Source organism: Pseudoduganella sp. jia 9, from assembly GCF_055502615.1.
In genome coordinates this window covers 95,992-121,905 of sequence record NZ_JBUPWE010000016.1, presented here as the reverse complement: position 1 = coordinate 121,905, position 25,914 = coordinate 95,992, and the positions used below count along the sequence as shown (strand labels likewise).

25 protein-coding genes are annotated in these 25,914 nt (G+C 67.2%); 8 read left to right on the top strand and 17 right to left on the bottom strand.

Annotated features, from left to right (window positions below):
- Window positions 1-84 precede the first annotated feature (84 nt).
- The 6 genes from ACY34H_RS21870 to ACY34H_RS21845 all read right to left on the bottom strand — a co-directional run bounded on the left by ACY34H_RS21870 (window position 85) and on the right by ACY34H_RS21845 (window position 7,503).
- Entirely contained in the window at window positions 85-1,065 is a 981-nt protein-coding gene (locus ACY34H_RS21870) for an extracellular catalytic domain type 1 short-chain-length polyhydroxyalkanoate depolymerase (RefSeq protein WP_464979575.1), read from the bottom strand.
- Window positions 1,066-1,158: 93 nt separating this feature from the next.
- Window positions 1,159-1,512 (bottom strand): hypothetical protein, encoded by a 354-nt coding sequence (locus ACY34H_RS21865; RefSeq protein ID WP_464979574.1) that lies wholly within the window; start codon window positions 1,510-1,512, stop codon window positions 1,159-1,161.
- Window positions 1,513-1,719: 207 nt separating this feature from the next.
- Complete coding sequence (locus ACY34H_RS21860; protein ID WP_464979573.1) at window positions 1,720-3,894, bottom strand: TonB-dependent receptor; 2,175 nt, start codon at window positions 3,892-3,894, stop codon at window positions 1,720-1,722.
- A 34-nt stretch (window positions 3,895-3,928) separates the two neighbouring features.
- Window positions 3,929-5,395 carry an ABC transporter permease subunit gene (locus tag ACY34H_RS21855; RefSeq protein ID WP_464979572.1) on the bottom strand — a complete coding sequence of 489 codons (1,467 nt, stop codon included), beginning with the start codon at window positions 5,393-5,395 and terminating at the stop codon, window positions 3,929-3,931.
- Window position 5,396: 1 nt separating this feature from the next.
- Window positions 5,397-6,794, bottom strand: a complete 1,398-nt coding sequence (locus tag ACY34H_RS21850; protein WP_464979571.1) for an ABC transporter permease subunit — start codon at window positions 6,792-6,794, stop codon at window positions 5,397-5,399.
- A gap of 4 nt (window positions 6,795-6,798) precedes the next feature.
- A complete protein-coding gene (locus ACY34H_RS21845) occupies window positions 6,799-7,503 on the bottom strand; it encodes an ABC transporter ATP-binding protein (RefSeq protein ID WP_464979570.1) in 705 nt (234 codons plus the stop codon).
- Between the two features lie 177 nt (window positions 7,504-7,680).
- Between ACY34H_RS21845 and ACY34H_RS21840 the strand changes: the two genes are divergently transcribed.
- Both ACY34H_RS21840 and ACY34H_RS21835 read left to right on the top strand, forming a co-directional pair.
- The gene (locus ACY34H_RS21840) at window positions 7,681-8,133 is read left to right on the top strand and encodes a Fur family transcriptional regulator (protein WP_464979569.1); all 453 of its coding nucleotides are present in this window, start codon (window positions 7,681-7,683) and stop codon (window positions 8,131-8,133) included.
- Window positions 8,134-8,163: 30 nt separating this feature from the next.
- Complete coding sequence (locus ACY34H_RS21835) at window positions 8,164-8,772, top strand: cyclase family protein (RefSeq protein ID WP_464979568.1); 609 nt, start codon at window positions 8,164-8,166, stop codon at window positions 8,770-8,772.
- Here the strand turns inward: ACY34H_RS21835 and ACY34H_RS21830 are convergent.
- The 7 genes from ACY34H_RS21830 to ACY34H_RS21800 all read right to left on the bottom strand — a co-directional run bounded on the left by ACY34H_RS21830 (window position 8,748) and on the right by ACY34H_RS21800 (window position 16,200).
- Window positions 8,748-11,207 carry a glycoside hydrolase family 95 protein gene (locus ACY34H_RS21830; RefSeq protein ID WP_464979567.1) on the bottom strand — a complete coding sequence of 820 codons (2,460 nt, stop codon included), beginning with the start codon at window positions 11,205-11,207 and terminating at the stop codon, window positions 8,748-8,750. The two genes, ACY34H_RS21835 and ACY34H_RS21830, sit on opposite strands and share 25 nt — an antisense overlap.
- A 94-nt stretch (window positions 11,208-11,301) precedes the next feature.
- Window positions 11,302-12,426 carry a mannitol dehydrogenase family protein gene (locus ACY34H_RS21825; RefSeq protein ID WP_464979566.1) on the bottom strand — a complete coding sequence of 375 codons (1,125 nt, stop codon included), beginning with the start codon at window positions 12,424-12,426 and terminating at the stop codon, window positions 11,302-11,304.
- Window positions 12,427-13,437, bottom strand: coding sequence for a zinc-binding alcohol dehydrogenase family protein (locus tag ACY34H_RS21820; protein WP_464979565.1), 1,011 nt, complete (start codon window positions 13,435-13,437; stop codon window positions 12,427-12,429). It lies immediately after the preceding gene.
- 162 nt (window positions 13,438-13,599) lie between these two features.
- A complete protein-coding gene (locus ACY34H_RS21815; protein ID WP_464979564.1) occupies window positions 13,600-14,064 on the bottom strand; it encodes a GMC family oxidoreductase N-terminal domain-containing protein in 465 nt (154 codons plus the stop codon).
- 14 nt (window positions 14,065-14,078) lie between these two features.
- A complete protein-coding gene (locus ACY34H_RS21810) occupies window positions 14,079-15,053 on the bottom strand; it encodes a LysR family transcriptional regulator (RefSeq protein WP_464979563.1) in 975 nt (324 codons plus the stop codon).
- A gap of 44 nt (window positions 15,054-15,097) precedes the next feature.
- A complete protein-coding gene (locus tag ACY34H_RS21805) occupies window positions 15,098-15,877 on the bottom strand; it encodes an SDR family oxidoreductase (RefSeq protein WP_464979562.1) in 780 nt (259 codons plus the stop codon).
- Complete coding sequence (locus ACY34H_RS21800; protein WP_464979561.1) at window positions 15,874-16,200, bottom strand: nuclear transport factor 2 family protein; 327 nt, start codon at window positions 16,198-16,200, stop codon at window positions 15,874-15,876. The genes ACY34H_RS21805 and ACY34H_RS21800 overlap by 4 nt, the downstream gene beginning before the upstream one ends.
- A 111-nt stretch (window positions 16,201-16,311) precedes the next feature.
- Between ACY34H_RS21800 and ACY34H_RS21795 the strand changes: the two genes are divergently transcribed.
- Entirely contained in the window at window positions 16,312-17,238 is a 927-nt protein-coding gene (locus ACY34H_RS21795) for a LysR family transcriptional regulator (RefSeq protein ID WP_464979560.1), read from the top strand.
- A gap of 22 nt (window positions 17,239-17,260) precedes the next feature.
- Here ACY34H_RS21795 and ACY34H_RS21790 read toward each other — a convergent pair whose 3' ends face one another.
- A complete protein-coding gene (locus ACY34H_RS21790) occupies window positions 17,261-18,034 on the bottom strand; it encodes an alpha/beta fold hydrolase (RefSeq protein ID WP_464979559.1) in 774 nt (257 codons plus the stop codon).
- A gap of 359 nt (window positions 18,035-18,393) precedes the next feature.
- Between ACY34H_RS21790 and ACY34H_RS21785 the strand changes: the two genes are divergently transcribed.
- From ACY34H_RS21785 to ACY34H_RS21765, 5 genes are all read left to right on the top strand, one after another.
- Window positions 18,394-19,488 (top strand): GAF domain-containing protein, encoded by a 1,095-nt coding sequence (locus tag ACY34H_RS21785; RefSeq protein WP_464979558.1) that lies wholly within the window; start codon window positions 18,394-18,396, stop codon window positions 19,486-19,488.
- 148 nt (window positions 19,489-19,636) lie between these two features.
- Complete coding sequence (locus ACY34H_RS21780; RefSeq protein ID WP_464979557.1) at window positions 19,637-20,458, top strand: alpha/beta fold hydrolase; 822 nt, start codon at window positions 19,637-19,639, stop codon at window positions 20,456-20,458.
- A complete protein-coding gene (locus tag ACY34H_RS21775) occupies window positions 20,415-20,930 on the top strand; it encodes a sigma factor-like helix-turn-helix DNA-binding protein (RefSeq protein WP_464979556.1) in 516 nt (171 codons plus the stop codon). The genes ACY34H_RS21780 and ACY34H_RS21775 overlap by 44 nt, the downstream gene beginning before the upstream one ends.
- Before the next feature lie 8 nt (window positions 20,931-20,938).
- The gene (locus ACY34H_RS21770) at window positions 20,939-21,325 is read left to right on the top strand and encodes a DoxX family protein (RefSeq protein ID WP_464979555.1); all 387 of its coding nucleotides are present in this window, start codon (window positions 20,939-20,941) and stop codon (window positions 21,323-21,325) included.
- A 335-nt stretch (window positions 21,326-21,660) separates the two neighbouring features.
- Window positions 21,661-22,317 (top strand): PEP-CTERM sorting domain-containing protein, encoded by a 657-nt coding sequence (locus tag ACY34H_RS21765; protein WP_464979554.1) that lies wholly within the window; start codon window positions 21,661-21,663, stop codon window positions 22,315-22,317.
- A 50-nt stretch (window positions 22,318-22,367) separates the two neighbouring features.
- Here the strand turns inward: ACY34H_RS21765 and proX are convergent, their stop codons facing one another.
- From proX to proV, 3 genes are read right to left on the bottom strand one after another with little or no spacing between them, the layout of a single operon-like run.
- Window positions 22,368-23,417, bottom strand: a complete 1,050-nt coding sequence (gene proX / locus ACY34H_RS21760) for a glycine betaine/L-proline ABC transporter substrate-binding protein ProX (protein ID WP_464979553.1) — start codon at window positions 23,415-23,417, stop codon at window positions 22,368-22,370.
- Between the two features lie 14 nt (window positions 23,418-23,431).
- Complete coding sequence (proW, locus tag ACY34H_RS21755) at window positions 23,432-24,556, bottom strand: glycine betaine/L-proline ABC transporter permease ProW (RefSeq protein ID WP_464979552.1); 1,125 nt, start codon at window positions 24,554-24,556, stop codon at window positions 23,432-23,434.
- Window positions 24,553-25,818, bottom strand: a complete 1,266-nt coding sequence (gene proV, locus ACY34H_RS21750) for a glycine betaine/L-proline ABC transporter ATP-binding protein ProV (protein ID WP_464979551.1) — start codon at window positions 25,816-25,818, stop codon at window positions 24,553-24,555. Before proV ends, proW begins: the two co-directional genes overlap by 4 nt.
- Between the last annotated feature and the right edge of the window lie 96 nt (window positions 25,819-25,914).

The window sequence follows — 25,914 nt, the reverse complement described above, 5'->3', positions numbered from 1 at the left end:
AAAGCGTGCGCAATTGCCATGAATGCGTCTGTTCGGCCGCGCACTTGCGCTGGCAAGGCATGCCGGCGCACGTGCGCCGGGGTATCAGACCTGGAGGAAGAAGCGCAGCATTTCCGCGCTGGCCGGCGGTCCTTTCGGATCCGTGAAGCTGCCGCGGCCATTTCCGCCGGACCACGCATGGCCGGCGCCGTGGATGACCCAGTGTTCGGCGACAACGATGCCATCGGCCTTCCTGTGCACCGCACGGGTAAACGATCGTCCCGCACCCGCTGCGGTTTTTTCAAGCCGCACCGGCGGCCGTGCGGGCCCCGCGGCGGCCAGCGATTCCTCGACCACGGACGCGCCATTGGCCAGGTGCACGGTCGAGTCGTCATCGCCATGGAAGACGATGACCGGAACGGCGCCGCCGGCCGGCGCCACCGTGCCGGCGGTCGACTCCGCACCGTGGCGCATCACATGCAGCGCACTGGCCGGGTCGGTCGCGCACGCATGCGGCAGGCCCGAATGGCAGCCGACCGCGGCAAAGAGATCGGGATACGTCCGGCCCATGACGACCGCCATCGCTCCGCCGGCCGACATGCCCGCGATGAACACGCGTCCAGGCGCGATGGCATAGCTGTCCATGACCGCGCGGGTCGTGGCGGCGATCAGCGCCGGGTCGCCGCTGCCGCGCTGCTGGTGTGCCCTGTCGAACCAGTTCCAGCAGGCGCCGTAGCCAAAACCCGTCCTTTCCGGATACAGAACGAAACAGCCGAGTTGTTCGGCAAGGACATTCATGCCGGTACCGTCGGCGAAATCGTCCGCGCTTTGCCCCCAGCCATGGAGCATGACCAGCAAGGGCATCGGCTCCCCCGCATACGCGCCGGGGATGAAGAGCTTGTAGCGCAATTCGTCGTGGCCGGACTGGCAGCTGCCGGCGATGAATGCCGGCTGGCCGGCAAGCGGGTCCCGCACGTCACCGCCGCCGGCCGGGATCGGCAGGACGCCAGGCAGGACACCAGGCAGGACGCCAGGCAGGACACCAGGCAGGAACGCAAACCATTGTTCCAGTACGGTATGGATCATCTGAAGTTCCTGATGTGCATCGAGCCCCCGGGGCACGCCGCTAGAAGCGGCGGCTGCCGGACTGTCATGTGATGAATGTCGCTTTGACGCGGATTATTGGGTACCGCCCGGCTTGAAACCTTCCGTCATCGCCTTGGTGAAGGCCGACGTCATCGCCGACGCCACTTGCTGGTTCGCGTTGAGCAGCTGGCCGTACGACTGCTGCTGCGCCTGCGCGGCGATCTCGGCCATGGCCGCCATGCTTTCCTGCGTAAAGGTACTCATCACGCGGGTCGCGTGTTCCTGGATGATGCGCGCCGAGCTCATCCATGACTGCTGGAAATTTGCCTGCAGCGCATCCGCATAGGTCTTGCCAAGTTCAGTCATCAGGTTCACCGCCGGGTTATCGCCGCTGGACGGCATGGCGGTGGGGAAGCCGGGAAAAGTTGGAAACGGAAGAGCGTTCATGGGATTTCCTCGAAGTGAGAGATGCAGACCATTGCCACGAATTTGTGCAATGCAGCATGAGTATATGCTCAAATTGTCCTCGACAAGGCGTTTTTCGCATACTGCCCCGACGGCTGCACCGCATCCTGCTGGCCATGGCTACAGGAAGCGGCAGCAAAGCGGCCGTGGTATCGGACTTGCGTGCTCTCTACCTGCCCGAGACCGCGATCACATGTCGAACCGGGCCGATACTTCGAAGGTGCGCCGCGGCGCCAGCAACACCTGCGTGGCGGCGCGGCCGCCATGTGTGGCGTACAGCTTGTCGCCGAGATTGCGCACCCGGAAGGCCAGCGTCGCGGGAGCCAGGCGCCAGGTGAGCGCCGCGTCGGCTGTCGTGTGGTCGTTGATCCGGATCCGGTTGGCCGTATCGGTATACATCGCCCCCGTGCGATTCAGGCCGACGAACAGGTCGAGCGGCAGTCCGGCCAGCCGATAGGTGGAGAAAAGGTTGTACACGCGTTCCGGCACGTTTGCCGGCACGTTGCCCACCCTCGACGCACCCCCTGCTTCGACCAGCGTATCGTAGCGCGCGCGCAGCAGCGCCGCATTGCCTGACAGCGTCCACTGCCGCACGGGGCTCCAGGCAGCGGTGAACTCGATGCCGCGCGACGACTGGCGGCCGTTGTTGACCGTCAGCGCCGGATTCGCCGGATCGCGGGAGAGCACGTCCGCAAGGGCGATATCGTAGGCCGCCGCCGTCCATTCCAGTCCCCCGGATGGCACGGCCTGCTTGATGCCCACCTCCGCCTGCCGTCCCTTCGACAGCGGGAACGCGGTGTTCGCCGACGAATACAGGAACAACGTATTGACCGGCACCGCGGCCGTGGTGTACTGCGCATACACGGTGGTGTCGCTGGTGAGATTCGCCACGGCGCCGATCCGGGCGGAGTTGATGCTGTAGCGGGTGCCGAATGCGCCGGACGTGTCCGCATTCAGGTCGCGCGTGGCCCGGTCGATATCGATGCGGTCATGGCGCAGCCCGGCGACCAGCGTCAGGCGTTCCGAGAGCTGGAGCGCATCCTCGCCGAAGACAGCCAGCGTGGTGACGTCGGTGGTGTTGTCGACGCGATTGCCGCCGCCCGTCGACAGCGCCGCCGAGTCGTTGAAATACTCGGCCGCCGGGTCGAACGCATCGGCCAGCAGCACAGCCTTCGTCGTGGCGGAACCGTCGGAGAAGCGCCGCTGGCTGTCGAAACCCGTCTTGCCCGCCTCGACGCCCGCCACGAAGCGATTGCGCATGCCGGCGAGCGTTCCCGCATGGCTGACATCGAAGCGATCGGCCACGTAGTCCTGGTCATGGGTGATCAGGGTCTGGTCGCGCACGATGCTGGCCGGGGCCGCGAACACGGCGCTTTCCGAATTTCTGAACATGCGGGTGGCCCGGTTGACCGCCAGCTCGTTGCGCCACGACCAGCCGCCGGCCAGCGTGCCGCTGATCTTCCCGCGCAGCCACCATGTCTCGGAACTGTTGTCGTTGTCGAGCACATTGTAGTTCTGCGTCGCGATCCGGCCATCGACGACCTGCCCGTCGGCGGTCGAGACCACGGAGGTCGGCCGGGCCGACAACGCCGCCGGCACCAGCGGAGTTCCGAAGTAACCCTGGTTGTCGTCCTTCAGGTAGTCGATCGACAGCTCGAGTTTCGTGGCGCGGCCAAGGTCGAACGCGACGCCGCCGGTCAAATGGTCGATCCGCTCGCCGTTGCGGTCGATCGTGCCGACCCGGCTGTCGTTGTGGCTGACGTCGAGCCGGTAGGCACCCGTTGCACCCAGCGCGCCGCCGACACCGAGCCCGGCACGCACCGAACCGTAGCTGCCGTACGACACCATTGCCTCGGCGCCCGGACGGTCGCGGTCCGGCTTCTTCGTCACCAGGTTGATGATGCCGCCGATGGCCGAATCGCCGTTCAGCACCGAAGCCGGTCCCTTCAGGATTTCAATGCGCTCGTAGTTCCACGTGTCTTCGATCCGGTTGGTGGTGCCGGCCCCCGAGCTGCGCATGCCGTCATAGAGGAACAGGACGCTGTTGAAGCCGCGGCTTGTCACGCTGGCCGGGGCGGATGGCGGATTGCCCGCGTTCAGCCCGGCCGCGCCGCGCAGCGCTTCGGTCAGCGTGCGATCGCCGCGCTGGCGCATCGTTTCCTGGGTCAGGATCTCGACCGAGGCCGGTGTTTCCCGGATTGTCAGGCCCAGGCGCGTAGCAGCGCCGGCAACGCCGGCCAGGGCGCCCCCGCTTTCCTGCCTGCCAGTGATCGTGACGACATTGGCGGCCGCTTCTTCCTGGGCCTGCACGGTACCGGCCACGCCGGCCACCAGGGCCACGGTGGAGCATATGTGAATCTTCATCTTGGTCTTTCTCGGGGGGTGTTGTGCGGGGAAATCAGACGATCGCGTAGCGCCGCAGGCGCCATGCGGCAAACAGGAGCAGCAGCAGGGTCGGGATCGACAGCTGCATCACGGCGGCCCAGCCCTGCCGCTGCACCACGTGCGCCGGTTCTTCCTGCCAGGCGAACGCCGGAATGCGCCGGAAGTCCACGGGACCGATGGCCCTGTCGGCATCGACGCGCGTGAAGAAGAACTGCTTCCATGCGCCGTGGTATGCAGCGACCTGCCGCATGAACCAGGCATGCCTGCGCTGCCCGGTGCCGGCAAGGGCGCTCATGCCTTCGAAGGTCACCGCGGCGGGCGACAGCACGCTGAAGCGGTTGACCAGTTCTTGCCGCCGCGCCTGCTGGACATCGAAGCGGTCGAGTTCCGGCTGCATCAGGTCGTCGACTTCGCGCTCGATGCGGTACATGCCGCGCAGGCGGCCGGCCATGCGCAGCTTCTCGCCATCGGGGACCAGGACGTCCGGCTTGCCGACGTGCTCGTAGTCGGTGCTCAGGAGATCGTTGTGCCGCGCCATGGCCTCGGCGGTCACGACCCGGGTCCGGGTCGCCAGTTCCGCGCGCGATGGCGACGGCACGGCCGCCGACACGGCCAGATTGAGCACCGAGGGTACGACCAGGACGAGCACGACCCACGCCACGACCAGGATCATCGCGTTGGTCGAGGAGGCCTTGCCCAGTGCATTGACGACGAGCACCAGTGCGAACCAGAACAGCGCATACGCACACACCATGGCGGCCCACAGCGCAGCCGGCAGCATGCCGTCGCGCACGGTCTCCGGCCGGGCCAGCAGCAGTGCCACGACCGGGACAAGCAAGGCCAGCGCCAGCAGCACGACGGCACGGGTGAACACCTTGCCGGCGAGGAGCGTCGCCAGCGCCAGCGGCTGCGACAGCAGCAGCCGCAAGGTGCCGCTTTCCCGCTCGCCCGACAGCAGGTTGTAGCCCAGCGCGAAGATGAGGAAAGGCAGCAGGTACACCACCACGAACGCCAGGTCGAAGTTGCCGCTCAACAGATGCCAGGGATTCTCGATGTCGTTGTTGCCGACGAAGCTGATCTTGCTCTGGTAAGTGACCTTGTACTGGGTCGGGAACAGGTCGTCCTGGCCAAGCGCGATCGGCGCCAGCGGCGCCGGCGGCATCAGTGCATGATGCGCGCCGTAGCCGCCGCCCATGTGGGTCGGGTCGGCTGGATTGTCGAAGGGCCCCGGCGTTTCCGCACCGGCGAGGATGCGCTCGAGCCGCACATATTGCTGGGCACGGCGTTGCGCATCGTCCTTGACGATCGCTTCCTGTGCCGCGCCGCGCTGCGACGCCTGGTGCATGCCGTTGGACAGCGCGTACAGGATCAGCGCCAGGAAGACCGCGCCGACGACCCAGAAGCCGCGGTCCGCCAGCAGGAGACGCAGCTCATTGGCGACGACGAGCCGCAAACGGTAGATGGAAGACTGTTTGTTCATGTCAGATGGCCCGCTGCCGTGTCACTGCCAGCCAGGCGAAGTTAAGGGAAAGGAGCAGCGCCGCGCCGAGCGCGCACAGGCTGCGCCAGCTGTGTTCGAGCGCCCAGCCCGGCGGCGGCGCGCGGTACGCGAAGGCCGGCACCTTGCGCCACAGCTCCGGTCCGGATTGATAGGCGAAATGCTGGCCGTCGAGCCGGTCGGCGTGTGCCACCAGGTCGGCACTGACGACGTCCTGGATGGTCCGGCGGTGCCGCTCCGCGGCCGTGGTGAAATCGCGATGATGGGTAAAGTCGGTGCCGGCGGCGCCCATCGAGAATGCACGCACGGCCAGCAGTGGCAGCAGCACGCCGCTCCATTCCTGCACGGCCTGCTGCCGCTGCCAGGTATCCCACAGGAGCCCGAAGTGCCGGTCATACACAGGGTAGCTGGACTGGTCGTCGAGGCGCAGCGCGAGGCCCCATTTGTTGAGCGGCACGTCGCGCCCCCAGCGTTCGGTGGTGCCGAAATTGGCCATCCACAGCCTGTCCGAGATCGCTTTCAGGTCGGCGCCAAGGCTGGCGTTGAATTCCAGCCGGGTCGGCGTGGGATACCACTGGCGCGAGAACTCGGACATCACGCGGGGAGCCACCACCACGTTGACGATCCATAGCGAGAGCAGCACGGTGATGGCCACTTTCGACGTCGACGAGAGCGCCGAGACGCCCAGCGCGATGAAGACGAACAGGCCAAGATACATGGCATATCCCAGCGCGAGCAGTCCGAAACGCGCCAGTGCGTCACGCCCTGTCCCGGGATCCGCGCCCGCGAATACCGCGCCGGCCGCCAGCAGCGCCGCCGGCAGCAGCAGCAGGGCCAGGCCGGCGCCGATCGCCAGGGCCTTGCCGCACAGGAGCCGCCACCCCGGGACGCCAAGGCTCATGGTCTGCTTCAGGATGCCCTGCTCGCGCTCCCCGGCGAACGCATTGAATCCAAGGACGATGACGAGCAGCGGCCCGAGCACCTGCAGTACCCAACCGACCGACAGGTCGCCGAAACGCTGCAGGCCCGTCGTGTCCTGGGCGGGCCGGAACATCACTTCGCTCTGCTTGTGCGCCTGCAGCCAGATCGTGCTGCCGATATATGGATTGATGCCGGGATCCAGGATCGCCAGCGCCGGGTCGGGCTTGAACGCATGCATGCCCTGGTGGGCGGCATCGTGCGGGTGCCGGCGCGGCTGCTTGAGCCAGTCGGCGTAGTCGGCGGTCTGCGCGGCCTGCTGCTCCGCCCTCGCTTCCTGCCGGTGCCCATAGCCGACCGCCAGTGCCGTCAGCAGCAGCAGCAGGACGACACCTCCGGCCCAGGCCAGCCGGCCATCGCGCCAGCGCTCGAGCAGGTCGCGCTTTGCAATCAGGAGAATCATCGCCTTATTCCCCCATGTGGGCGAGATACAGCCGCTGCAGGTCGACGTCGCTGATATCGCCGCTGGCCATGCCGTCGACCAGGCGGCCGCGCTTCATGATGCCGATGCGGGTGCCCGTATGCTTCGCATGGAACAGGTCGTGCGTCGTCGTCAGGATCGCGACGCCGGCCTGGCTGGCACGTGTGAGCAGCATCGAGAATTCGTTGGCCGCGTGCGGGTCGAGGCCGGATGTCGGTTCATCGAGAAGCAGCGCCTTGACATCCTTCGCCAGTGCCACGGCAATCCAGACCTTCTGTCGCATGCCTTTCGAATAGGTGGCGACGCGCCGGTCGGCCGCGTTCAGGTCGAGGCCGACCTGCTCCAGCAGCTCCAGCAGGCGTTCGCGCGGCAGCTGGCGGTTCAGCGCCAGCGCGGAGAAATAACGCAGGTTCTCCAGCCCGCTCAGCGTGCCGTACAGCGATACCTGTTCCGGGATGTAGGCGACGTGGTGCTTCGTGCCGAGCGGATCGGCCACGACGTCCATGCCGTTGATCCGCGCGGCGCCGCCACTGGGCGCGATGAAGTTCAGGAACAGGTTGATGGTGGTGGTCTTGCCGGCACCATTCGCCCCGAGGAGGCAGTAGATTTCCCCCGGATCGACGCGCAGGTTCAGCGCATCCAGGGCGGTATGGTCGCCATAACGTTTGGTGAGTCCGATCGCTTCGAGCATGTTGGCCTTTGGAGTTGAGCGACCGGAGTGTATACTACTGATAATGCTCTATCAATATCATTTTGACGTGTCACATGTGACCACGCGGCAGCCGGCACAGGGCCGCCCGTTCCGGACGCCCGATCACCGGAGACGGCGTCGATGCCGCATGCCCTATCGATGAAGGCGAATCCTTGCATGAATGACGTGATGCGGCGTACCAGCCGGCAGCTCGAAGCGATAAGATCGGCCATCGAACGTGCCGGCCGGCCACTCGGTTTCAATGAAATCCATGCCGTCGTACGGAGCTCCCTGCCGGGGATCGGCATCGCCACGATCTACCGGAACCTGAAACACCTGCTTGCCATCGGGCAGATCCATACGGTCATGCTGCCCGGCGAGCATCTCCGCTACAGCACAGTCCGTGCTGCCCGCCAGCAACCCTGCCACTTCCACTGCAACGGCTGCGGAAAGGTATTCGACATGGGGAACTGTCCAGTACGCACGGTGGACCTGGCTCCCGCCGGGTTCCGGGCCAGCAGGTGCGAACTGACCCTGTACGGCCACTGTGCGGAATGCAATGCCGGCAGGCGCCTGTCGATGGAACCGGCCGCCGCGGACAAACGGATCGGGCCAGACATGGCGCGGTAGTATGTGCGCTTGTCCCTGGGAGGAAGCGGCATGAACGACTGGATCGACCTGACCCGCAAGCTGGACCAGAACCTGTGCATCTACCAGGATGGCGACTATGCCGATCCGCCGCTCGCGATCGATCGCTGGGCGGAACGCGGCACCGAGGGCTTCGAGGTGTGGCGGCTGGCACTGGGCACGCAGACCGGCACCCATATCGATGCGCCCTGCCACTTCGCCGATGGCGGTGCGACACTGGACGAGCTGCCTGCCGGCGCCTGCATCGGCACTTACCGCCTCGTCACGGCCGGGGACCTGGCGGACCCGGGCTTCCGCCTGGACTGGGCCGGCGAGACCCACATTCTGCTGGACGCCCGCGCGCCGCTACGCGCATCCACCGGGGCCATCGATGCGCTGCTGGCCTTGCCGCCGCTGATCGTCGCCATGGTCGGCAACCTGCAGCTCGCGCACGACGACCCGTTGTGGTTTCACCGGCGGCTGGCGCAGACGGGGAGGTTCCTCGCCGAAGATACGCTGGAAGACATCGGCGAGCTGCCGCCCTTCGGCGACATCATCACCCTGCCCCTGCGGCTGGTGGGAGTCAGCGGCTCGCCGGCCCGGGTGATGGTGCGAGGTCAGCGTGCCGGGCGCACCACATAACTGCGGCCTTTGACGGCATCGAACGACAGCACATGGCCGATCGATGACGGCCTGCTGCGCGCGCCAGTTCCCTCGATGGTAACCGGCAGCGCCGTGCGGATGACGCAGGGGCCGTCCTGGCGCGCGGTGATGCGTGCCTCGGTCAACTGTCCGGCGGCCCAGGCGATGTCGACGACGTAATTGCCGCGCCCGACCAGTCCCGCCACCTTGCCGTCGGCCCAGGCATCCGGCAGCGCCGGCAGCAGGTGCAGTTCGCTGTTCTGGCTTTGCAGCAGCATCTCGATGACGCCGGCCGTGCCGGCGAAGTTGCCGTCGATCTGGAACGGCGGATGCGCATCGAACAGGTTGGCATAGGCTCCGCCATGCCTGTCGCCGGGCTTCGTCAGCCGCAGCAGGTTGCGGAACAGCGTGTGGGCGTGGTTGCCATCCAGCAGGCGTGCCCAGAAGTTGACTTTCCACGCCAGGCTCCATCCCGTGCCGCCGTCGCCGCGCAGCTCCAGCGTGCGGCGCGCGGCCGCGGCGAGATCCGGCGTCGCCAGCGGAGAGATCACCCGCGCCGGATGCAGCGCATACAGCTGCGACACATGGCGGTGCTCCGGGTCGACATCCTCGAAGTCCCTGTACCACTCCTGCAGCTGTCCCTTCGCACCGACCTGGAACGGGAACAGCTTCGATCGGGCCGCGCGCACCGTGTCGCGGAACTGCGCATCCACGCCGAGCACGCCGGCCGCCGCGTCCACGTTGTCAAACAGGTCGTGCGCGATCCCCATGTCCATCGTCGAGGCCACGCTGATGACGCCCTTGCGCTTGTCGCCGTAGTAGAAATCGTTCTCCGGCGAGGTGGACGGCGACGTGACCAGGCGCCCGTTCGCATCCTCCTGCAGCCACGCCAGCAGGAAGCGGGCGGCTTCCTTCATGACCGGATAGGCCGTGCGCAGGTAGTCCCTGTCGCCGGTGAACTGGTAGTGTTCCCACAGGTGCCGCGCCAGCCACGGGCTGCCCATCGACCAGTTGGCCCATTTCGGATCACCCTTGCCCAGGTCGCCCACCGGGTTGCTGGCGGCCCAGATGTCCGAGTTGTGGTGGACGGCCCAGCCGGGCGCGCGGTAGAACGACGACGCGGTTTCCTTGCCGGTCACGGCGAGATTGCGGATCAGGTCGTCCATCGGCGTGAACAGTTCGGACAGGTTCGCGCTTTCCACCGGCCAGTAGTTCATCTGCACGTTGATGTTGGTGGTGTAGTTGCTGCTCCACGGCGGGCGCACGTCCTTGTTCCAGATGCCCTGCAGGTTCGCCGGCGCGCCGCGCGTGCGGGACGACGAGATCAGCAGGTAACGCCCGAACTGCACGTACAGCCCTTCCAGCCCCGGGTCGGCCTGGCCCGCGGTGTAGGCCTCGAGCCGCCTGTCGGTCGCCATGCCGCTGCGGTCCGGCGCATTCGCGTTCAGCACTAGCGACATGCGGTCGAACAGGCGGCGGAAATCGGCCACGTGCGCGCTGCGCAGCGCGGCATAGTCGCGCGCCGCGGCGCGGTCCAGGCTTGCCTGCGCCAGCGCGTGCGGGTCCTTGCCGGCGCTGTCCGGGCAGCGGTCGAAGCCGTTGAAGCTGGTCGCGGCGGACAGCAGCAGCGTTACTTCCGACGCATTGCGGATGCTGATCCGCGCGCCATCGGTCGTCACTTCGCCGTCGCGCACCACGGGCTTGACGATCAGCTCGAAGCGCATGCCCTTGCAACCGGCGGGATCGTCCTGCACCACCGGTTCGGGATTGTCATTCACGTAGTTCGGGTCGACGTGCGCCGGCGCCTTGCCGGTCAACACCAGCGCACCGCGCGCCGCCGCGCTCGCCGACCGCAGCGGGCTCCGCGTTTCGAGATCCAGCGTCAGCTGGCGTGCCCTGTCGGCCGTCAGGCGCACCACGATCACCTGGTCGGGCGCGGAGGCAAAGACCTCGCGCCGGTGGCGCACGCCGTTGACGGTGAACGTGGTGGCCTGGATGCCGTCACGGATATCGAGGCTGCGGCGGTAGCCGGTCACCTCGGCGCCGCCCGGGTCCTGGCGCAGCAGCAGGTCGCCGAGCGGCAGGAAACTTTCCGTGTAACGGCCCTGCACCTGGCGTGCCAGCGCGTAGGCCGCGTCGTAGTCTTCCTGCGCCAGCGCCTCGCGCACCTTGCCCAGCGCGTCGAATGCGCCGGGATTGATATTGGTGGCCACCGGGCCGCCGCTCCACAGCGTGGCCTCGTTCAACTGCAGGAGCTCAGCCCCCGGACGGCCGAACACCATCGCGCCAAGGCGGCCGTTGCCGACCGGGAGCGCTTCGGTCCAGGCTTCGGCGGGCTTGTCGTAGTGGAGGGTCAGCGCCTGTCCGGGCTGCGCCTGTGCCGCGAACGCAAGGCCGGCGGCAATCGTGAACATCAGGGAACGAAGATGCGGCATGAATATGTCCTGGATTGTGGAGTCATGCGAGTGTAGTGCGTCGACCGACATGGCAGTTGACGGGCGAAGCGCTGGGTTCTTCATCGCCATGCCTTCATGCCGGCCCATCCTCCAGCGCGGCACGCAGGCGCGGCTGGGGCAGGTCCAGCTTCAGTTCCTCGGCCAGGGCCACGACAGGCTGCAGCCGCCGGCGCTTCTTCTCGCCGTGGTTCTGCGCGATGTCCGCCAGCCGGTGCGCCAGGAAGGGGTTGGCAAAGCGGTCGCGCACCTGCGCCAGGTAGACGCGGCTTTCGGCGCCCTCGCCCAGCGCGTCGAAGACCGGCAGTACTTCGTTCTCCCATACGCCGTCCAGTTCGCCGCGCAGGCGCGCATCGCCCATCGCCTGCAGCACGGTGCGGCCGGGATCCGCCCCCTCCCGCAGCCAGCACTCGGCCAGGAATGTGTGGCCAAGGTTCAGCAGGAACAGCTTGCGGCGCTCGTAAGGTTCGAGCCGGTCGGTGACGACGATGTCCGGGTGGCGGCACGGCAGCACCATGCCCGGCTGCGCCTCGACGACCCAGATCGCGTAAGGCTCGGCAACCGCGCCCACCGGGTCGATGGCTTCGGACACGATGCGATCGACCAGCGAATTGACCCAGATGCAGTGGCTGCGCAGCCAGCCAATGAAACCTTCATCGCACTGCCACGCAACGGCCAGGCCGATCACCAGGTCGCGCAGCACGCTGCCGTTGCCGGCGACCAGTTCACATGGACAGATCGTCAGCGGCTGGCCGCCGGACCGGTAGCGGTGGCTGAGAAGGACCAGCAGCTTGGCAGGGTAGCTCGATGGCGGCGTAGTCGCCACGAGCTGGTGCGGGCCGTCGCCGGGGTCCAGCGCATAACCGCGGTCGCCGGTGTTGGAGACGAGGACCCGCGCCGGGCCGGCCGCCAGTTCGCGGACCGCCGCCCAGTCGCTCGCCGCGTCCAGTGCGGCAGCGACGGCCGTGACGCGGCGTTCCCGGTCCACCACCGCGCCGTCGATCATGCCGCGGATGCGCACCGGATAACCGCCCGGCGTGTTGAACGCGGCAGTGCGGCGGGTGCTTTGCGGATTGCCGGTGGTCTGCACCACCGTGATGTGGCCCAGCGCCTGTCCCTGTTCGAGCGCCTCGTCGACGAACAGGTCGACATGCGCCTGCAGGAAGCGGCTGGTGCCGAACTGGAGGATCGGCGTCGCCATTCAGACCTCGACGATGGCCTTGATCACGCCGCTGGCGGGGTCCATCCACGCCGGCAGCACGCCAATGAAATCGTCCAGCGTGGTGCGATGCGTGTTGAGCATCCTGGTCGGCACCAGGCCCGCCTTCATGGCGGCCAGCACGGTGCGGAAATCGTCGGCCGTCGCGTTGCGGCTGCCCAGCAAGGTGGTCTCGCGCTTGTGGAATTCCGGATCGGCGAACGAGATCCTGTCCAGCACGATCGAGACCAGCACATAGGTGCCGCCATGGGCGACGAAGTCCAGGCCACGCTCCATGGCCTTCACATTGCCGGTCGCGTCGAACACCACGTCGAAGAAATCGCCGTCCGTGATGTCCGCCAACTGCTGCCTGTCCCCTTCCCCGACGACGACGGTACGCCCGATGCCGATCGCGTCGCGGCAGAACGCCAGGCGGTCAGCGCGCGTGTCGAGCACCGTGACGCTGGCCCCGGCCAGCCGGGAGAACAGCGCGGCGGCGATGCCGATCGGTCCGGCGCCGACCACCAGCACCTTCAGGCCGGCGCCGACGGCACCGCGCCGCACAGCATGGGCACCGATGGCGAGGAATTCCAGCATCGCCGCGTCGTCGAGCGAGATGCCGTCGGTCCTGAACACGAACTGCGCGGGGATAGCCAGGTACTCGGCCATGCCGCCATCCCGGTGCACGCCCAGCACCTGGAGTTGCGTGCAGCAGTTGGTCTTGCCGCGGCGGCAGGCAACGCAGCGGCCGCAGGAAAGATAAGGCATCACATACACCGGATCGCCTTCGGCCAGGCCGCTGCCTTCGGGTGCCGTGACCACCTCGCCGGACAGTTCGTGCCCCATCACGCGCGGATAGGCCAGGTAAGGCTGCGTGCCTCGGAAGATGTGCATGTCCGTTCCGCAAAGGCCGATGCGGCGAACGCGCAGCAGCACTTCACCGGGCCCGGCCTGCGGCACGGGCCGGTCGACGAATTGCAGCTCACCTGGCGACTGGCAAACGACGGTTTTCATGGGGCCCCCGGGATCTGGTTGAGAGCCCACATTGTACCTAATATATAGCAGACAGCCGAGCCATCTTTGCTCAAGGCCATGAGCAATCTCCGCGGTATCTCCTGCGGCACCCCGGCTGGATGCGTACGCCGCGTGTTCGTCAGATCCGGTACTTCGCCTTGATCACCTCTGCCGCGCGCTCCCCGATGACGACGCAGGGCGCCATGGTATTGCCCGTGGTGATACGCGGCATGATCGACGCATCGGCGATGCGCAGCCGAACGACACGTGATCCTGGTGGTTCCGGCCGACGCCGGGCAGGTGCTGGCGCACCGCGATCCCGTGCCGCGCCAGTTCGTCTTCCGGGCCGATGCCGGACTGCATCAAGACCTTCGGCGTGTTGACGGCCCCTAGCGACAGCACCACTTCCCGTTCGGCATGGAACGAGCGCAGACGGCCTTCGTGCACGACATCGACACCGGTCACCCGCTTGCCGTCGAAGACCAGCCGGGACACCAGCGCGCCGGTCAGCACCGTGAGGTTCGGCTGGGCCATGCGCTGGTAGGCATAGGAACGGAAGATGGACAGTCGCTTGCCGTCGCGGATCCGCAGGCCGGCGATCGCCGCGCCGCCATCGCATTCCATCATGGCGCCGTTCGGGCTCACGCCATCCGCGGCCCGGACGATGCCTTCGGGCTGCCCCGGGTGCTGGCCAGGATCTGCCCGCGCAGCCACGCCAGGCCCGGCTCGTCATCGCTGCCCGGATGCCAGGCCATGCACAGCGTGTACGTCAGGAAGGGGAAGCCCAGGTCGATGACGTCGACCGAGGCCGGCATCGACGGTGCGAGGAACGCGGGCACCGTGCACACCAGGTCGCTGGCGCCGACGACCGCGCCGGCTGCGCTGGCATCGCGCACCGCCAACGCCGTGTGGCGCGCGTGTCCCAGCCGGTACAGCTGCTCGTCCAGCGCGCCGTGCAGGCCGCCGTCGCGGCAAATGTTGACGTGATCCAGCGTGCAGTATTCGTCCAGCGTCACGGTCGCGCAGCCGCGCGCATGCGCCTTGCGCTGGATGAGTACATAGGGCGTGGTCATCAGTTCGCTGCTCAGCAGGCCCGGCGGCAGCATGCATGCGGCGCCGAAGCACAGGTCCACCTCTCCTCGTTCCAGCCTGCTGGCCAGTTCCGCGCCGCCGGACTCGGCGAGCGTCAGCCGCAGCTGCCGGTTGCCATGAAGCTGCACCTGCCGCGCCAGGCCGGGCAGGATCGCGGCAGCACCGGTGCTGTTGGCAACGAGGTTGAAGGTACGGTCGGCAAGCGCGGGGTCGAAATCGTCATTCTTCGGGCGCAGCGCCGCCGTCAGCGCCGCCAGCGCCGGTTGCAGCCGGCGGTGCAGCTTCCGGGCGAAAGACGACGGCGCCAGGCCGCGCCCGCTCTCGGCCGGCACCAGCAGCGGGTCGCCGAACAGCACGCGCAGGCGCGACAGCTGGGCCGACAGCGCGGGCTGGCTGACGTGGAGGCGCGCCGCGGCCCTCGTCACATTGCATTCCTCCAGCAGCACGTTCAGGGAGATCAGCAGCGGCAGGTCGGCGCCGCGCAGGGGCGCCGGCGAGCGCGGAAAGGACAGTGGCCTGGTCATGATCGTGGTGGTTTGCTGTTGGGGACCGCGTTGCCGCGGCATGGTCAGACCGTCGGGATCGTGCCCCCGTCGATCACGAGTTCGGCCCCGTGGATCGACGCGGCAAGTGGGGACAGCAGGAAGGCAACCAGTTCGGCCACTTCCTCCGGTTTGCCGGGGCGGCCGATGGGTATGCCGCCCAGCGAGTCCATCAGCACCTGGCGCGCCTCGTCCTCGCTGCCCTGGCGGTGCGCCGCCATGCGCCCGATCAGGGCCTGGGCGGCGCTGGTCTCGATGAATCCGGGCGCGACGGCGTTGACGCGGATGCCGTGCGGACCGAACTCGTTGGCCAGCGACTTGCTGTAGTTGCCGAGCGCGGCCTTGGCCGCGGCATAGGCCACGGTGGACTCGTACAGCGGCAGGCGCCGCTGGATCGACGTGATATGGATGATCGCGCCGGCGCGCCTTTCCATCATGGCGGGCAGGAAGGCGCGGTCGAGCCGCACGGCCGCCATCAGGTTCGACTGGATCGCGTCGTTCCACGCTTCGTCGGTCAGCGCCAGCGCCCCGCCACTCGGCGCGGACGAGCCGCCGACGTTATTGACCAGGAAGTCCAGGTGGCCGCATTCCCGCTGGACGGCCTCGGCGACATGCGCCGCGCCCTGCGCGGTGCCGACGTCGGCCTCCAGGTAGCGCACCGTGGCGACCGGATCGGCGGGGCGGTTGCGGGCCGTGGCGAACACCGTCGCGCCCCGTTCGACCAGCGCCCGCACGATCGCCTCGCCCATCCCTTTCGTGCCACCGGTGACGAGGGCATGCCTGCCATGGAAGGAGTAGCTGTTCATGCGGTGATCTCCAGCGATTCGATGCGGTCGGAACGCAGTGTGAAATGGAATGCGAGGGTGGCCGGGCTGCCCGGGAAATTGCCGGAAACGGTGGCCGTCAGCCTGCACCGCCCGTCCGCCTCCTCGATGGCGACGGGTGCGATGGCCGACTGGTAGCGCGTGGCGGTGTCGCGTGCCCAGGCGGCGATGTCCCCGGCGCCGCGCCGGCTCGTGCCTTCGTCGCGCACGGTGCCATCCGGTGTGAAGCAGGCGGCGACGCGCTCCGCGTCCTGGTCATTCGCGGCGCCGACATAGGCGGCGATCGCGGGGGGTAGCTTGATCATCTGGTTTCTCCTCGTGGTTGGCTTGCAGTCCTTGCAGTGTAGGCCGGTGCGGTGTAGCGAAAAAGTATGCAAACCGCTATGCTCGATGAACCTAAAGTTCATAATGAGAAGATGAGTTCCCTTGAATTGATCCGCTTGTTCCTCGCCGTCGCAGAACATCGCAGCTTCACGCTGGCCGCCAGGCGGCTCAACGTCAGCCCCACGGCGGTCAGCAAGGGCGTGCGGGCGCTGGAGCGCCGGCATGGCGTGACGCTATTGACGCGCAATACCCGCAGCGTGTCGCTGACGGATGCCGGGGCGGCACTGCTGGCGGTGCTGAAACCGGCGGTCGGCCAGATCGACGATGCCTTCACCGAACTGGCGCAGTTCCAGCAGCGCCCTTCCGGCCACCTGCGCGTCACCGCGCCGCGCGCGTTCGGCTTCCTGCTGGCGCAGCACCTGGTGCCGCGCATGCGCGCGAAATACCCCGACATCACGTTCGACCTGTCGCTCGACGACGGCCTGGTCGACCTGGTGGCGGCCGGCTACGATGCGGGCGTGCGCCTGGGCCAGTCGATCGCGCAGGACATGGTGGCGATCCGCCTCAGCCGGGCGCTGTCCTGGTCCATCGTGGCGTCGCCGCATTATTTCAGCCAGCACGGCGAGCCGGCCACGCCGCACGACCTGCTGCGGCATGCCACGATCCGCTATCGCTTTTCAACGTCCGGCGTGTTGCCGCCGTGGCGCTTCCACGGCAGCGAAGGCGAGATCCTGCTCGATACCGATGCCGCGCTGTGCGCCAACGACACCGCGATGATCGCCGAACTGGCGCGCAAGGGGCTCGGCATCGCCTGGCTGCCCGATATCGAGATCGCCGACGACGTGCGGCACGGGCGCCTGGTGCGCACGCTGGTGGGCCAGGTGCCGGAGACTTCCGGCCTGTACCTGTACTTCCCGATGCGCAGCCAGAACCAGCCGAAGATGCGCGCGCTGATCGAGCAGGCAACGCTGCTCGCCAGCGAGGGATTGCTCGACGTGGCGTTCCCCGGGCCCGCCTGAGCCGCGCTCCCGGTGCCCGGCCTTATTTCGTGGCCGCCACCGCTTCAAGGATCACCGCGGCCACTTCGGCCGGGCGCGACTGCTGGGGCACGTGGCTGGCCGCCAGTTCCGTCGTCCTGGCGCCGGCCTTCTTCGCCATGGCACGCTGCAGGCCCGGATCGATCATGCGGTCCTGGGTGCTGACGATGAACCACGATGGCCGGGTCTTCCATGCGGGGACGGAGACTTTCTCCGTAAAGGCCTTGGCCTGGATCGGCCCCTGCGTCGCCGTCATGACCGCCGCCTGCGCCGCGGGCACGTCCTGCGCGAAATCTTCGCGCATCGCCGCTTCCGGCAGGCTCAGGAATCCTTCTCGGTCGGCGACAAAACGCTTGCTGCCGGGCGCGGCGGGGTAGCCTTCGCCCGTCTCGGCGGTCGATTTGCCGGCGTCGGGGGCGAAGGCCGCCACGTAGACCAGGCTGGCCACCTTGTCGTGCTGCCCCGCTTCCGTGATCACCGTGCCGCCCCAGGAATGACCGACCAGCACCACCTTGCCCGGCTGGCTGTCGATGGCACGGCGGGCAGCGGCGGCATCGTCGGCCAGCGAAGTCAGCGGATTCTGCACCGCGGTCACCTTGATGCCCTTCGCCTGCAGCAGCGGAATGACCTTGGCCCAGTCGGAGCCGTCCGCGAATGCGCCGTGCACGATCACGACCGACGGCCTGGTCCCGCCGGGCTCCGCGGCGATGGCATGCAGGCCGGTGGCGGCCAGGGTGGCGGTAATGGCGGCGCTGCGGAGGTGCGAAGCGATGGTCATCAGATTCTCCTTTGAGTGACAGTGGTGGTCCGGCAGCAAGGTGGCCGCCCCTGGCCGGTGCCGGTCATGATGGATGGGGCAAGCTGCGATTCCTGACATACGCCGGCCAGCCGGATCCGGATGCGCCACCGCCGTCTTTTTTTCCCGCCGGCATCCGGGCCGGGCCGCATGGCATATGTCACAGCATGCCTGTCGTTGCGGCCCGGCGAATCATTCCAATGGAAGAGATGACAGGATGCGCGGGGGATTTCCGCGGACCGGCCGTGGCCGGGCTGGAACCTGCCACATGGCGGGCCCATCGGGTGCACGGGGGGGGGGGGTGCCGATTCGAAGCCGGGCCATCGGCTATACTGCCAGCCATGAACAGTCCCATCATCACCACGGCACAGGCAGCGAAAATCCTTGGCGTATCGGCCCGTACGGCGCAGCTGTGGATCGAAAGCGGTGTCATCCCGTCGTGGAAGACGCCCGGCGGCCATCGGCGCATGTACGAGACCGACGTGCTGGCCACGCTGGCACAGGGCAACGACATCAAGTCGCCCGGCTGGGAAGTGCTGGTGCTGGCCCCGGCGCGCCATCACGCGAGCTGGACCAGTGCTTTCGCGCGCATGAACGTGGCCGGTCTCACCTGCCTCGACAATCCGGTTGCGGCCGCGGTAACGCTCGGCACCAACTTGCCCGACATGCTGGTGGTGCACGTGGAAACGGCGGAAGACCTGATGCCGGGTTTCCTCTCGTCGCTGCGCGAGATTCCCGTCCTGAACCGGCTGCGGATCGTCATCGCCACGTCCCTGCCCGCCGAACAGATCGACGCGCTGCTCGGGCCGGACCTGCATTACAAAGTGGTCCGGCTGCACGGCGCGCCGGACGGCTTGCCCGAGGAGCTGGCGAAGCACGGGTCGTTCAAGCCCGCCGTCCTGGCGCCGCTGCCGCCCGCCCTGCTCGATGCGCCCTTCCCGGTCGGCGCCGATGAACCGCGCCGCCTGGCGGCCGTGCACCGTTCCGGCCTGCTCTACAGCGCGCAAGAGGAAACGCTGGACAATATCGCCCAGCTTGCGGCGCTGAGCCTGTCGATGCCGGTCGCGCTGATCAGCATCATCAGCGAGGACAAGCAGTGGTTCAAGGCCAGGGTCGGGCTCGACCTGAGCGAAACCCCGCGCAGCTGGGCATTCTGCAACTACACGCTGCTGCAGACCGGGGTACAGGAATTCTCCGAACTGGACAACGACCCGCGCTTTGCCGACAACCCTGCCGTCGCCGATGCGCCGCATTTCCGCTACTACGCTGGCGCGCCGATCACGGACGACCGGGGTACGGCGCTGGGCTCGCTATGCGTCATCGACACCAGGCCGCGCCAGCTTGGCGACAGCGGCCGGCAGATCCTCGATCGCCTGGCCCGCCAGGCATCGCAGGAAATCAGCCGGACGATACGCTCCGCCACACGGCGCAAATAAGGCGCAAATAAGGCGCGCAAACAAGGCGCGCGCCGCGGGAACGCTGCCGATAACCCGTCCTGATAGTCATCCATACGCAGCTTCGATTGGCCAGTCGCCGGCGCTTGCCGCACGATGCCCGTTCTTCCACGAATGGAGTATCCAGGCAATGGCTCGACAGATGTACGCATACCAGGTGCCCACCTCGCACGGCATGATCGCGGTAAGGGATTCGGGCAGCGGCGCGACCAGCGTCTTCATGATTCACGGTAACTCTTCCAGCTCGGCGGTATTCCAGCACCAGATCGACAGTGCGGCGCTGGAGCACCATCGGCTGATCGCCATCGACCTGCCCGGCCATGGGGCCTCCGGCGATGCGGCGCATCCGGAACGCACCTATACGCGACCGGGCTTCGCGGACACGCTCGCCGAAGTGATCGCGCATATCGGCCTGGCCGATCCGGTCCTCTTCGGCTGGTCGCTGGGCGGCCATATCGCGCTGGAACTGGCGTCCCGCCTGGCATCGGTGCGCGGCCTGGTGATCTGCGGCGCTCCGCCAGTCGGCAATACGATGTCGGAAGGATTCCGGCCCGGCTCGGCCATCCGGTACGGCTCGCGCGAGAACCTGTCCGCCGAGGACCTGGAGGCATTCGGGCTCGCCATCTTCGGCCACACGTTCGACGCGCCGCTGCGCGCGGCCATGGCGCGCGCCGACGGCCGCGCCCGCAGGATCATGTTCGAAGCCGCGCGTGCCGGCGCGGGCGTCAACCAGCGCCTGCTGGTAGAGCATTTCAGGCAGCCGCTCGCTGTCGTCAATGGCGCCGGCGACGCCATTATCAACCTCGATTACATCGACGGCATCGGCTATGGGAACCTGTGGTCGGGAAAATGCCACCGGATTCCACGCGCCGGCCACGCGCCCTTTCGCGACGATCCCGCAGCATTCAATGCACTGCTGGCCCGCTTCCTGGCGGACATCGACGCGCCCTGACCGCCATGGATGCCGGGCACTGGCGCCCCGGCGCTCCACACCTCCCGTCCATGCCACGCGGGCTTCCAGAAGGTGGGGCCCGACGGCGCAGCGTCCGCTCCGCCCTGCTCGCTTCGTCGGCTTCACCGACGCACGCCTGCGCAGCCGCAAGCTCGAACAGCAGCGCGCCGAGGCCGCGGCGCAGGCGGCCTGGCTCGAGGAACTCGCGATGGACGATGGCGACGCCTGCGATCCGATACGGCAGGCATTCAATGACACGCTGCGCAGGCGCCTGCCCGTGGCGCAGGCCCGGCTCGAGCCGGCGCAGCGGCAGAGCATCGCCCTCACCTACGGCCACGGCATGCCGCATGCCGAACTGTCGGCGCACATGAACGCACCGCTCGGCACGGTGAAAAGCTGGCTGCGGCGCGGCATGACGCGCCTGCGCCAGAACCTGGTGCAGGACAGCACGACCACCCACACACTGACATGAGGCCACCCATGCATCACGCCATTCCCGCCCTCGGCCGGCTGCTGCTCGCCGTCATCTTCATCTTCAGCGGCCTGCACAAGATCGCAGCGCCCGACGCCACGGCCGAAGCAATCGCGTCGGTCGGCCTGCCCTTCGCCGGCCTGGGGCTCGTCGTGTCCATCGCGGTCACGCTGGGTGGCGGCTTGATGCTGGCAGCCGGCTATCGCACGCGCACCGCCGCAGCCGGCCTCGCCGTCTTCACGCTGGTCGCGGGCCTGCTGTTCCACAACGCCATCGACGACCGGAACCAGATGAGCCACCTGCTGAAGAACCTGGCGCTGACGGGCGGCCTGCTGCAGGTCCTCGCCTTCGGCGCAGGTGCATGGAGCATCGACGCGCGCCGGCGGGTACCTTGAACAGGCCCCCCGCACCGCCTCATGCCATTTGTCAGGGTGCGGCCGGAATACGCACATCGAGGCCATCGCTGCAAACAGTGCATCACAGGACAAGCGTGTCGATCGGGTCTTCACAAGTGCGATATTTACAACGCCAGGCATGCATGGGCGTCACGGCACTGCTGAGCTGGCGAGCCGCAACTGATGGGTATCCGATTGAAATCCCGCTGCCCACGGGAACGACAGGTCTTAAGTTAATTTTAAGTAGTTGTTGCCACGGCAAATCGCAGGAGTACAGTAGAGCTGCACCCGCCACAAGCGGCGTGTCTTTCCCAACCTCTCCAAAGGAGTTCATCGTGCGTGTTTCCAGCCTTGTTTCGACCGCAATTGCTTCCGCAATCCTGCTATGCGCCGCCGGCGCCGCGCAGGCAGAAATCACGACATACACCAGCCAGACTGCCTACCTGGCTGCGGTGGGCAATACTGGCGTCGATACATTTGATGACCTGGATCTGGACGAATACGAGGGGCCGCTGGAGAGAACGGCGGGTGACTATGGCTACACGGTTTCCGCGGCCCCGAATTCAACGTCGATCTGGGGGGCGACCGATGATTTCTCCGATATGTGGCTGACGGGCGGCAATCGCCTGGACATTGTAACGTTCGCCACTGCCACCCCGGTAGCCGGCGCGGGTGGCTTCTTCTTTGGTTCCGACCTCTTCGGCTCGTCGACGCCGGCTGAATTCATCACGCTGACCGCTACCGACAGCACCGGCGCGACGACGAGCTACACGCTTGAAACGCCGGACTTCAATTCCTTTGTCGGTTTCGTGTCCAGCGCCGATCTCGTGTCGCTGACGATGGCAACGGGCGACCAGCCGGGCGTCTGGGCGACCGTGAACGACCTGCACCTGTCCGTGTCGGCCGTGCCGGAGCCAAGCACGTACGGCATGCTGCTGGGCGGCCTGGGCCTGGTCGGCTACCTGGCACGCCGCAAGGCCCGCAAGGCCTGAATCACGAACATGGCATGACACCCGCGGCTCGCACCGCGGGTGTCATGCCATCACGGTTTCGCCGCCGCCAGCGCCTGCGCGATCCAGTCATCGAACAGCTGCTGGTGGTACTTGATCCAGCCTGCGGTATGCCGTGCGATATCGGCCTGCGTGTTCTCGCCAGTGCGCATGCGCTCGTTCTGCGCATTGATATCGGCGATCGGCAGCCGCATGACTTCAAACAGTTTGACGGCCGCCGGATTCTTCTCGGCCCAGGCCCGGTTCACGACGATACGCGTCGTGTTGACGGAAAAGCCGTAGTCGCTGCCATCGTCCAGACGGGTATTGGCCTTTGCCGGGTTCGACGAGAACGGCACCTGCAGCCATACCACGTCCTTGCCCGGCACCAGCACCCCGCTGACCCAGTACGGCGTCCACGTGTAGTACAGGATCGGTTCGCCGCGTTTGTAGCGGCCGATGGTATCGGCGATCAGCGCCGCATAGCTGCCCTGCACGTGCCTGACCGAATCGCGCAGCTGGTACGCGTCCATATGGTTTTCAATCATCGCCTCGCAGCCCCAGCCGGGATCGCAGCCGGTCAGGTCGGCCTTGCCATCGCCGTCATGGTCGAACAGCTTTGCCAGGCCCGGATCGCGCAGCTGCTCGATGTTGGTGATGTTGTACTTCTCGGCGGTGGCCTTGTCGATCAGGTAGCCCTGCGCGGCGGGACCGGCATACTGGCCCGTGCGCAGCAGCTTGGCATCGCCGCCGGCATTGTTGTAATAGTCCTGGTGCAGGGGATCCCAGTGCACGGCGAGATAGGTGGCGTCGCCATTGGCGATGGCGATATGCGCGGCCGGGTAGCCGACTTCCTTGACCGGCTGCGGCTCGTAGCCCAGCCGTTCCAGGGCGCGATCGACCAGCATGGTCTGGAAGGTTTCCTCGGCGATCGAGCTTTGCAGCGCCTGCACCTTGACGCCCTTGCCGGGCAGGCCGGCAGCGGGTGCCTGGGCCATGGCCAGGCTGGTGCTCAGGGTGAGCGCGGCCAGCGCCAGCGCGGAAAACCATCGGAACCTGCGCTGCGCCCTGGATGTGACTTTGAAATGTTCAATATGCTGCATGAGGATCTTTCTCCTTACTGTGCGCTGAGCGATTGGTGATCGGGCGTGGCCGGCGCGGCCGCTTCGCCGCGCGCTGGACCGCCCCGTCCGTGGCTGCCGCCTGCCAGGCGCAGGATGAAACCGGCCGGGCCCGTCTGGTACCAGTGCCGCACGCCACGGCGCGGCTGCCCCATCGCCTGTGTCAGGCGGTCCAGCGTGATGGCCAGCAGCACGATACCGAGGCCGCCCACGGTGGCCAGGCCCATGTCCAGGCGGCCGATGCCGCGCAACACCATCTGGCCCAGGCCGCCGACCGCGATCATCGAGGCGATCACCACCATCGACAGCGACAGCATCAGCGACTGGTTGATGCCGGCCATGATGGATGGCATGGCCAGCGGGAACTGCACACGGGTCAGCAACTGCCACGGCGATGCGCCATAGGCGCGTGCTGCTTCGATCAGGTCCGGACGCACCTGGCGGATGCCGAGATTGGTCAGGCGCACCAGCGGCGGCAGCGCGAAGATGATGGTGACGATCACGCCGGGCGCATTGCCGATACCGAACAGCATGACCACCGGTACCAGGTAGACAAACGCCGGCGTGGTCTGCATGGCATCGAGCAGCGGGCGCAGGGTATTCTGCGCGCGGTCGCTGCTGGCCAGGAAGATCCCCAGCGGCAATCCGATCGCCAGGCAGAAGGCCAGCGATGTCAGTACCAGCGACAGCGTGATCATCGCTTCCGGCCAGACGCCCAGCATCGACACCACCAGCAGCGCCAGCACGGTGCCGATGGCCAGCGTGCGGCTGGTGAATTGCCAGGCCAGCAAGCCGACGATGGCGATCACCACCGCCGACGGCACCGCCAGCAGCGCGTCTCCCACGCCGGACAGCATGGCGTCGATCGGCACGCGCACTACCTGGAAGAACGGGCGGAAATGCTCGACGATCCAGCCCAGGCCGTCGTTGATCCAGGATTGCAGCGGCAGCGAACCGTCGACGAGTTGCGCAAGGAGCGATCCATCGGCTTGCTCGGGCGTCGCAGCCGGCCCCGCGGCGTCAAGCCAGGAGGTGTCGCCCGGCGGAGTCGGCAGCCAGGGGTTGGGCTGGGATGCCGGCACGACGCCCGGCTCCAGCGACGAGGTGATATCGGAAATCATGCTTGTCCTTTCTGTATGGGTGACGCGGCAAGGTCGGACGCGACAGGTCGGGGCTCGGCAATGGGCGGCGTATCGCGGTCGAGGAACTTCAGCAGGGTGGTCTTGCTGATGGCACCGCGGAAGCTGCCATCGGCGGCCACCACCGGGACGGCGTACGGCAGCTGCGCCACCTGGCCGACCAGACCGGCAACCGGTTCGTCCGCATCGATGCACTGCACATCGGGCAGGTACGCATGCTGCAGGCCCAGTGGCCCGGTATGGCCGTCGAGCGCGCTGCGCAGCGAATCGGCCGACACGAGGCCGAGGAATTCGCGCTTCGGGCTGACGACATAGGCGTATGCCCGATCCTGCTCTTCCAGCATCGACAGCGCGGCACGGGAACCGCGGTTGGGCGATTCCGACACCACGATCTGGCTCTTGCGGGCGATATCGCCGGCCTTGAAGACGGCCGCCGCATCGACACCGCGCACGAAGTTGCGCACCCAGTCGTTGGCCGGCCTGCGCAGGATCTCTTCCGGCGTGCCCACCTGCACCACGTGCCCATCCTTCATCAGGGCGATGCGGTCGCCGATGCGCATGGCTTCATCGAGGTCGTGCGAAATGAACACGACGGTGCGGCGCTTGATCTGCTGCAGGCGCAGCAGTTCCGATTGCATTTCCGTGCGCATGATCGGGTCGAGCGCGGAAAACGCCTCGTCCATCAGCAGGATCGATGGATCGGACGCCAGCGCGCGGGCCAGTCCCACGCGCTGCTGCATGCCACCGGACAGTTCGTCGGGATAGCTCGCCGCATAGCCGGCGAGGCCGACCTGGTCCAGCGCCTGCCGGGCCAGCGCATGGCGCTCGGACCTGGGCACGCCGGCCAGTTCCATGCCGAAGGCCGTGTTATCGAGCACGCTGATATGCGGCAGCAGCGCGAACGACTGGAACACCATGCTGATGTCCTTGCGGCGCAAGGCGCGCAATTGCGCGTCGGGCAAGGCATTGATATCGTCGCCGTCCACCAGGATGCGGCCCGCGGTCGGCTCGATCAGGCGATTGAGCATGCGCACCAGGGTCGACTTGCCCGAACCGGACAGCCCCATGATGACGAAGATCTCGCCTGCTTCGATGGTCAGGGTGGCGTCGAACACGCCGATCGTGCAGCCGGTCCTGGCCAGGATATCCTGCTTGCCGGCGCCTTCGCGCACCAGCGCCAGTGCCGCTTCGGGCTGGTCGCCGAAGACTTTGAAAACATGGTCGATGATGATTTGTTTTGCCACGTTGTGGTTCTCCTTCGATTTCGCGAATGAAATGAAACCCTGCGGCCAGTGGCCTCGAACGGGAATCGGCGAGCCCCGGGCCGACAGCGATGCAAC

Bases quoted from the DNA above. Each gene is read 5' to 3' on its own strand.
- ACY34H_RS21855 (WP_464979572.1), bottom strand. From the start codon at position 5,395: ATGAACAAACAGTCTTCCATCTACCGTTTGCGGCTCGTCGTCGCCAAT.
- ACY34H_RS21840 (WP_464979569.1), top strand. From the start codon at position 7,681: ATGAATGACGTGATGCGGCGTACCAGCCGGCAGCTCGAAGCGATAAGA.
- ACY34H_RS21820 (WP_464979565.1), bottom strand. From the start codon at position 13,437: ATGAAAACCGTCGTTTGCCAGTCGCCAGGTGAGCTGCAATTCGTCGAC.
- proW (WP_464979552.1), bottom strand. From the start codon at position 24,556: ATGATTTCCGATATCACCTCGTCGCTGGAGCCGGGCGTCGTGCCGGCA.
- ACY34H_RS21775 (WP_464979556.1), top strand. From the start codon at position 20,415: ATGCACTGCTGGCCCGCTTCCTGGCGGACATCGACGCGCCCTGACCGC.
- ACY34H_RS21780 (WP_464979557.1), top strand. From the start codon at position 19,637: ATGGCTCGACAGATGTACGCATACCAGGTGCCCACCTCGCACGGCATG.
- ACY34H_RS21835 (WP_464979568.1), top strand. From the start codon at position 8,164: ATGAACGACTGGATCGACCTGACCCGCAAGCTGGACCAGAACCTGTGC.
- proX (WP_464979553.1), bottom strand. From the start codon at position 23,417: ATGCAGCATATTGAACATTTCAAAGTCACATCCAGGGCGCAGCGCAGG.
- ACY34H_RS21795 (WP_464979560.1), top strand. From the start codon at position 16,312: ATGAGTTCCCTTGAATTGATCCGCTTGTTCCTCGCCGTCGCAGAACAT.
- ACY34H_RS21770 (WP_464979555.1), top strand. From the start codon at position 20,939: ATGCATCACGCCATTCCCGCCCTCGGCCGGCTGCTGCTCGCCGTCATC.
- ACY34H_RS21845 (WP_464979570.1), bottom strand. From the start codon at position 7,503: ATGCTCGAAGCGATCGGACTCACCAAACGTTATGGCGACCATACCGCC.
- ACY34H_RS21830 (WP_464979567.1), bottom strand. From the start codon at position 11,207: ATGCCGCATCTTCGTTCCCTGATGTTCACGATTGCCGCCGGCCTTGCG.
- ACY34H_RS21800 (WP_464979561.1), bottom strand. From the start codon at position 16,200: ATGATCAAGCTACCCCCCGCGATCGCCGCCTATGTCGGCGCCGCGAAT.
- ACY34H_RS21805 (WP_464979562.1), bottom strand. From the start codon at position 15,877: ATGAACAGCTACTCCTTCCATGGCAGGCATGCCCTCGTCACCGGTGGC.
- ACY34H_RS21870 (WP_464979575.1), bottom strand. From the start codon at position 1,065: ATGATCCATACCGTACTGGAACAATGGTTTGCGTTCCTGCCTGGTGTC.
- ACY34H_RS21860 (WP_464979573.1), bottom strand. From the start codon at position 3,894: ATGAAGATTCACATATGCTCCACCGTGGCCCTGGTGGCCGGCGTGGCC.
- ACY34H_RS21865 (WP_464979574.1), bottom strand. From the start codon at position 1,512: ATGAACGCTCTTCCGTTTCCAACTTTTCCCGGCTTCCCCACCGCCATG.
- ACY34H_RS21825 (WP_464979566.1), bottom strand. From the start codon at position 12,426: ATGGCGACGCCGATCCTCCAGTTCGGCACCAGCCGCTTCCTGCAGGCG.
- ACY34H_RS21815 (WP_464979564.1), bottom strand. From the start codon at position 14,064: ATGATGGAATGCGATGGCGGCGCGGCGATCGCCGGCCTGCGGATCCGC.
- ACY34H_RS21785 (WP_464979558.1), top strand. From the start codon at position 18,394: ATGAACAGTCCCATCATCACCACGGCACAGGCAGCGAAAATCCTTGGC.
- ACY34H_RS21810 (WP_464979563.1), bottom strand. From the start codon at position 15,053: ATGACCAGGCCACTGTCCTTTCCGCGCTCGCCGGCGCCCCTGCGCGGC.
- ACY34H_RS21790 (WP_464979559.1), bottom strand. From the start codon at position 18,034: ATGACCATCGCTTCGCACCTCCGCAGCGCCGCCATTACCGCCACCCTG.
- ACY34H_RS21850 (WP_464979571.1), bottom strand. From the start codon at position 6,794: ATGATTCTCCTGATTGCAAAGCGCGACCTGCTCGAGCGCTGGCGCGAT.